The sequence below is a fragment of the Akkermansia sp. genome (assembly GCF_020860705.1).
Taxonomy (GTDB): domain Bacteria; phylum Verrucomicrobiota; class Verrucomicrobiia; order Verrucomicrobiales; family Akkermansiaceae; genus Akkermansia.
Window position 1 is genome coordinate 1 of sequence record NZ_JAJBTT010000006.1, and the last position, 7319, is coordinate 7319.

A 7319-nucleotide genomic window follows, 5' to 3' on the forward strand; every position below is an offset into this window, starting at 1 on the left:
CCCCCGCGCCTACCCCCAAACCCCAGGCAGCCCGGGAAAAATCCATTGCACCCGTTCAGGAACCCGCCAAGGAGGAAAATGATGATGACTCTTATTATACGGATCCCCTGATTGATGCAGCCATGGAAATATTCCGCGCCCGCATCATTTCCCAATAAGGGATTAACCCATAATTCTAAATACAATAGCCATGAACATAATGAAAATGATGAAGCAGGTCCAGCAAATGCAGGCCGGACTTGCCGCAGCCCAGGAAAAACTGGCCGCCCAGACCGTTTCCATGGAAGGCGCAGGAGGCAAGCTGAAAGTTACCGTTACCTGTGACGGCAGCCTTACGGAGCTGGTCATTGATCCCTCCATCATTGATCCGTCCGATTCAGAATTTCTCCAGGACCTGCTCCTGCAAACCATCAATGCCGCCATTGCCAAAGGCAAGGAAACTACAGCGGCGGAAATGAAAAAACTGACGGGCGGCATGGACCTTCCTCCCGGTCTGGGCTTTTAACCTATCAGAACCGTGCATCGGCTCAGAAGACGCAAACATCTGGCGGAACCACTGCCAGCGTTATCCGGGGTCAATCACCTGGGAATAGCACTGGGCGGCGTTTCTCTGTGCCTGTGGGTTATCGTCATCACTATCTTCTGGACCGGGTCAGACGCGATGGCCTTCATGACGTCACTGCCCATTTGGGCGTGCTGTCTTCTCTTTTCCTTCCCGGCACTTATTGCATGGCTGATCTTCGGTTCCAGGATCGGCCTGCTTGGCGTCATTATCTGGTTTGCCTACGGCATCGTCGTTACGGATTTTCTCCCTCCCATTTCCAGAACCGGGATGGAGTATTACAAAATGCCCCCGGCTCCGGATTCCCGGCAAATCAGAATCCTTACCCTGTATGGGGGATGGGTGGAAAACCCTCCCATTGAACAAATCTCCAAACTTCGTGCGGATGTCATTTTCCTGCAAGGCTGCAGCAACCACAACCGGACACTCAAATTTGCCTACAGCCTTTTCGGCCGCACCTCCTACATCAAGCAGATAGGCAGTTGTGCCATTATCGTGAGACACGGACAAATAGGACCGGCTCAAAGCATCACGGATACGGCTGGCCTGATCGTGGACTGGATACCGGAGAATTCCTCTCTGGCAATAAGGCTCATCAACATCAGCCTGGAACCGTTTGAACACCGCTTTGATTTATACTCCCCCGCCTGTTGGAAGTATTTCCATACGCTCCGTTTCATTCACCGCAAACAGCTCCAATACCTGTTTGACACCCTGAAAGAGATGGGAACCCAGCACGGAGAATTGCCCATTATCCTGGCCGGGAATTTCAGTGCGGCGCCTCAATCCCCCATCTTCGCCAAATTCAGCACTGACTTCCAGGACTGCTTTAAACTCAAGGGAGCCGGCTACGGGGCCACGCAGCCCGTTAATTTCCCACTGCTGCGCCTGGACCGCGTTTTCTGCACACCGCCCCTCAAACCTGAACGAGCCAGCACCGTGCTGGTACCGGACACCGTCCGCCGTTCCATCCTGGCGGACATTTCACTGCCCTGATTGTTCCTTTTGCACAGTTGGGCCATCCCTCCTCTTCCGCAGAAAAAGCTTCTTCGCCCATCTCCCAGCATGGAGATGCCTCACTTTAAAAAGAGGAAAAGAGTTTCCCCCGGCTCTTACAAAGTCTTCAACGCACGGGAAATAGCCGGGAAAAGCTGTTTCTTGCGGCTGACCACATCAGCGGCGGCGAACAGATTGGGGCCCAGCCGCTCGTACTCGATGTGTTCCAGCACTTCTTCATCCCCCACTGCCAGCAGCATGGAATCATGCGTGACAATATCCGTGACCAAAAGACATGCCAGTTTCAGCCCTTCCTCCTCTACCAGCTTGGAAAGCTCCTTCACCAGATCATCCTGAACTTCCTTCAGCCCGAACATGCCGATTTCTTCAATCTGGGAAATGCTGATCTTGTGCCCGTATTCGGTAAAGGTTTTTCTATCCGCCTGGATAATTGCGGAAGGCGCCGTTTTGGAACGCAGCAGGGAACCGGTGGCGAAAAACTCCTCCGTAAACCTTTTGGCGTCTATCTTGGCAATGCCGGTCAGCCATTCCAGCATTTCCCTGTCCGCCCGCGCCGTGGTGGGAGACGTCAGATTCAGCGTATCTGAAAGAATCCCGGCACACAGGCAAACCGCCACCGCCTGTGAAGGTTCCGCATCACGGTGGTAAAACCTGCGCGCCACCAGGGTGGAGGTGGAGCCTACGGGTTCATTCAGAAAGCGGATCGGGTCCCTTGTGGAAAGCTGGGTGCCCAGGCGGTGGTGGTCCATAACCTCCACAATCTCCGCTTCCTCCACTCCCTTGACAGCCTGTGAAAACTCATTGTGATCCACCAGGGCCACGCGCGTACGGGGCGGATCCACCAGATCCGTCTTGCTGAGCACGCCGATCATCTTGTTTGTCTTAATGCTCATCACGGGGAACAGAGCCTGCTTGCGCTTCACGGCAGCCTGCCTCAATTCAGGCAGCGGCATGTTCTCCGGAAAAACCGTGTAATCCTTGTGAACCTGTTCCCTTACCTTTCTGGAACAGCGGATCAGCTGCCCCACGCTGGCCGTATCCCAGGGGGTGCTTAAAATGCATGTGCCCGTCGTCTGAGCCGTTTCAATAATATCCAGGGACGGGAAAGCCCCCGACGTGGATACCAGCGCACGCACGCCATGCTCCACCGCATACAGCTGCACGTTCGGACGGTCTCCGCAAATAACGATCAGATCCTGGACCATGCCCTTCCTCTTGTAATTGGCCAGCCTCGTCCGGATACTCGGCTCGCTGGAAGCGCCTACCAGAAGGATATTCTGCGTTTCCTCCTCACTCAGGGTCTCGCCGGTCAGGCACTTGCCGTCAATGGTAGTAGCAATGTTGCTCAGGCTGGAAAAGACGGACCGGACATTCATCTCCGTCATGTTCAGGGGCATCAGCAGGCTCAGCAAATCAAAATAACGCAGCAGTCCATGCAGGTTGCGGTCAGCGTCAATCACCGGAATGGTTTGAAGGGAATTCTCCGTCATTCTGCGATAGGCCGTCAGGAACGTATCGTCCGGGCTTACGCTGATGACGTCACGGCGGCAGATCGTTCCGGCCGTGGGCGTCACGTCATGGATCAGAACCGGTTCCGGCACCCCGGCCTTTTCCAGCACCCAGGATGTCCTCAATGTCATCTCCCCGCATCTGGCGGCAATGGCATCAGGTTCGCCGTGGGTTCTTAAAAACTCGGCATTCCCTATGGCGGAACAAATGGCATCCGTATCCGGATTCTGGTGGCCGATCACGTAAATGGGCCTCTTTTCTGTTTTCTCCGGAAGCATCTCTCTTATTTCCTGCACAGGTTAATCTATATTCAACCTGACGGGCACCACCACCTTGGAAGCAATGGGCGCACCGTCTTTTTCTGCCGGATAGAAAGTCCAATTCTCTTTCACCCAGCGCATGAAAAGACGGTCCAGTTCCGCATTTCCCGTTGACTGAAGGAGATTGACGGATGAAGGTTCGCCACGGGGATTCACCCCCACCACTACTTTCACCACGGCATTCACCTTCCCGACTTTAGAAGAATTGACGGAATTGGGCAAGGACGGAGCATGTTTATAACGCACCTTTTTATCAGGAGTCACGTTCTCCTCCGGCCCCGGTGCCCCAGGCAGGGACACCGCAGGAGCCTTTACGGACCGCCTGGGTTTTACCTCCCTCATGGAAATCCGCATGTTGGAAAGTTCTTCCGGCAAAAGTTCCGTGGGGGGCTCTTCCAAAAGAAAATCCTTCATATCGGAGCAATCCTCATTCTCCGGCAGCTTCATTGCCAGCAGGTCTTCATCCGCGGAAATCTCCGGAATGGAACTGACCGTGGGGGGAGCTGCAACCGGCTCCACAGGTGCAGGCTTCACTTCCGCCAGCTCCTCAAGAATCTCCTCGGAAGGGGCGACAAACTCCATTTCCACCACTCTATTCTGGGAGGCAGGAAGCCACAACTCCTGAAAATGAATGGCGACAAGCACCGCGCACAAAGCCACCTGAACGCCCACGGCCACCCCCACCGCAATCAATATTGCGGACTTGGAAGTCGAACGAGGGGTGATTCTCACAATTCCGGGCTTTTCATCCATAAAAACGGGCAGGGACAGGGCGAGCGCCCTTTCAATATACCAGCGCCCCTCCTGTTGACAAGCTCCCGCACCGCCATGAACAGGCCGTTACCATTTTGTTATCCTGCCGGCAAAAGCATGAACATCAATAATCCAATGCCTCCCGGATGCGCTGGGAAAACCTGCCGGCCTTTTCTGCAAAGCTCAGTTCCGGATTCTGATACATGATGCCGCGGGACACGTTGATGAGGGGAGGAGCCACATGCCCGGAACCGCTGAGGCTGGAAAGATCGCCGCCCTGGGCTCCCAACCCGGGAATCAGCAATGGGGCATCCGGAATGCGGGACAGAATGCTGGAATCCGCATTGGTCAATCCCACCACCATGCCTACGGAAGTCTTGCGCCCTTCCTGCATGGAACGGCGCACCATGTCCCCCACCAGTTCATATACTTTGCGGCCGTCAGCCAGCTCCTGCCGTTCCACGTCCGCGGAACCGGGATTGGAAGTGACCGTCAGCAGGTAAATGCCCTTCCCTTCATAATCCAGAAAAGGTTCCAGCGTATCGTATCCCATAAACGGACTCAGCGTAACGGCGTCCACGCCCAGGCGTTCAAAATATGCCTGCGCATAATACTTCTGGGTCTCTCCAATATCGCCGCGCTTGGCGTCCAGCACTACAGGCACGTCCTCCGGCATGTCCGGAATCAACTCTTCCAGCATTTCCAGGCCGCGCAGGCCCATGGCTTCAAAATACGCAATATTCGGCTTGAACGCCGCCGCATACGGAGCGGTTTCTTCCACAACTTTCCGCAGCAGGGCGGGAACCGACTGCAAATCATCCATGACGGGGCGAGGATCCAGCCCGACGCACAGGGCGGAACCGGTCTTTTTAATGCGGGCGGCAAGTTTATCCGTAAAAGATGGGCTCATGCGCCCATTAAATCACGCCGCCCACGGGCAGGCAAGCCCCAAGCGGCGGACATTCCGGAGGGAAAGAACAGCAGATACGGCTTTCCCGCCGGACCCGCGCATGCTATGTTCCGGCCCGTATGGCACCTATTGATTCCGATGCAGCCACGGCTCCTCTCTCCTGCCTGGAAAAGCCCCTTCCTCTGGACGGGTTCCAGGGAACCCCGGATGAAATTGAACAGCAATGGTACGACCAGGTCTACCTTGGTTCCGGAGACAGAATGAAGCAGCTCACCTGGAGGGCGGTCATCGTAGGCATGCTCCTTGGCTCCATCCTCTCTCTGACCAATTTGTATGCCAACCTTAAAATGGGGTGGTCCTTCGGGGTGGCGCTGACCGCAGGCATCATCTCCTTTGCCCTGTGGAACGCCTTCGTGCGCCTGGGCATCTCCAAATCCCCCATGACCATTCTGGAAAACACGTGCATGCAGTCCGCCGCCAGCTCCGCCGGATACTCCACGGGAGGCACGCTCACCTCCGCCGTGGCCGCCCTGCTCCTGCTCACAGGACAGCACATGCCTCTGGGCGTCACCTTCGCCTGGATCTTCTTCATTGCCGTTCTGGGCGTTACCATGGCCATTCCCATGAAGCGTCAGATGATCAACATTGAGCAGATCAGGTTCCCGGACAGCATCGCCACCGCGGAAACCCTCAAGGTTCTCTACTCGGAAGGGAAAAAAGCGGCGGGACAAGCCAAAGCGCTTCTTTATTCCGCCCTGTTCGCCTCCGTCAATGCCATTGCCATGGCTGCGGGAGGGGAACAATGGCTGGGAACGGCCCAGCAACACATCCTTGGCAACTGGTACCAGCGCACCATCTTCTTCAAATGGGACCTCATGTTCGTAGGCGCCGGAGCCCTGGTAGGCATGAAAACCTCCCTCAGCCTCTTCATCGGCGGCACGGTCTGCTGGGCGCTTTACGTGCCGTGGCTGGAAAGCCAGGGGCTGCTCGTCCCGGGGGCGGGCTACCGGGACAGCGTGGGCTGGACCCTGTGGGGAGGAACCGCCTGCATGGTTGTCGCCAGCATCGTCTCCTTCCTGTTCCAGTGGAAAAGCATCGTGCGATCCTTCTCCTCCCTGGGATCCATGTTCTCCCTGACTAAAAAGCGCGAGCTGACGGAGGTGGAGAAAATAGAAACTCCCATGAGCTGGTTTCTGGCAGGACAGCTCGTCTCCCTGGTTGCCCTAGGCTACCTGGCCTACGTCACCTTTGACGTTCCGTACTGGATGAGCTGCATCGCGGTCGTCATCTCCTTCTTCCTGGCGCTGGTCGTCTGCCGGATCACCGGGGAAGCCAACATCACGCCAACCGGAGCCATGGGAAAAGTCACGCAGCTCATCTTCGGCGGAATAGCGCCTGGACACGTTACGGCCAACCTCATGGCAGCCAACATCACCTCCGGAGCATCCAGCTCCTCGGCGGACCTGCTCGTGGACCTCAAGGTAGGCTACCTGCTGGGAGCCAATCCCCGCAAGCAATTCATCGCCCAGTTCTCCGGCATCTTCCTGGGAACCCTCGTCTCCGTGCTGGCCTTCCGCTCCATGGTTCCGGACGTGGACTCACTGCAAGCCTTCAACGCGCCGGGAGCCAGAACGTGGGCGGCCACGGCGGAAGCCCTGGGAATGGGGTTCAGCCATCTGCACAGCATCAAGGTCCTCTCCATTATTGCGGGCGCAGTGCTCGGCCTCATTCTGGTACTCGTCCCCCGCTATCTTCCCGCAGCAGGCAAATGGCTCCCCACCCCCATCGGTTTCGGGCTGGCCTGGGCCATCCAGTGGAATGACTCCTTCCTCTTCTTTGCGGGTGCGGTGCTCGGCTGGGTTGCGGACCGCTTCTTCAGCGCTAAATCACGGGAATATAAAATTCCTACCGCCTCCGGCATCATCGCAGGCGCGGCCCTGACGGGCATGGCCATCCTGATGTTCAGCATCTACCAGGCGTCACGCTGATACCGGCACATCTTTTTCCGGACACAGCCCCCGTAACCGGAGCATGGAAGCCATTGCCGTGACAACGCTGTTTTTTCACTTTCCATGTCCTGCGGAAACATCCTGCAGTCGGAACGGCATCCCTAGGCAGCTTGATCATCTTCCTTGCAAATTTCATGGGAAACATTCATAAAAAAACACGTTATCAAAATAAAATACCTGTAAACGGATTAGCAATCCGGAGTCAAGCCAGAACATTTGGAAGAAAAATGTTTCCGGGA

The 7319-nt window shown here is 56.2% G+C and carries 6 protein-coding genes; 3 read left to right on the forward strand and 3 right to left on the reverse strand.

The genetic code is table 11. The annotated features are described in order from the left end of the window. Nucleotides 1-190: 190 nt before the first annotated feature. Nucleotides 191-505 (forward strand): YbaB/EbfC family nucleoid-associated protein, encoded by a 315-nt coding sequence (locus LIO64_RS01310; RefSeq protein ID WP_290547650.1) that lies wholly within the window; start codon nucleotides 191-193, stop codon nucleotides 503-505. A 12-nt stretch (nucleotides 506-517) separates the two neighbouring features. Further along, nucleotides 518-1558: an endonuclease/exonuclease/phosphatase family protein gene (locus LIO64_RS01315; protein ID WP_290547651.1), complete on the forward strand. Its 1041-nt coding sequence runs from the start codon at nucleotides 518-520 to the stop codon at nucleotides 1556-1558. A 116-nt stretch (nucleotides 1559-1674) separates the two neighbouring features. On the opposite strand, the gene LIO64_RS01320 is transcribed toward LIO64_RS01315, so the two are convergent. From LIO64_RS01320 to pyrF, 3 genes are all read right to left on the reverse strand, one after another. Further along, a complete protein-coding gene (locus tag LIO64_RS01320; RefSeq protein ID WP_290547652.1) occupies nucleotides 1675-3366 on the reverse strand; it encodes a putative manganese-dependent inorganic diphosphatase in 1692 nt (563 codons plus the stop codon). Between the two features lie 21 nt (nucleotides 3367-3387). Beyond that, entirely contained in the window at nucleotides 3388-4140 is a 753-nt protein-coding gene (locus LIO64_RS01325; RefSeq protein WP_290547653.1) for a TonB family protein, read from the reverse strand. A 145-nt stretch (nucleotides 4141-4285) separates the two neighbouring features. Next, entirely contained in the window at nucleotides 4286-5071 is a 786-nt protein-coding gene (pyrF, locus tag LIO64_RS01330) for an orotidine-5'-phosphate decarboxylase (protein ID WP_290547654.1), read from the reverse strand. A 119-nt stretch (nucleotides 5072-5190) separates the two neighbouring features. Here pyrF and LIO64_RS01335 point away from each other — a divergent pair, with 119 nt between their 5' ends. Further along, on the forward strand, nucleotides 5191-7059 hold the full coding sequence (locus tag LIO64_RS01335) for an OPT family oligopeptide transporter (RefSeq protein WP_290547655.1): 1869 nt from the start codon (nucleotides 5191-5193) through the stop codon (nucleotides 7057-7059). Nucleotides 7060-7319 lie beyond the last annotated feature (260 nt).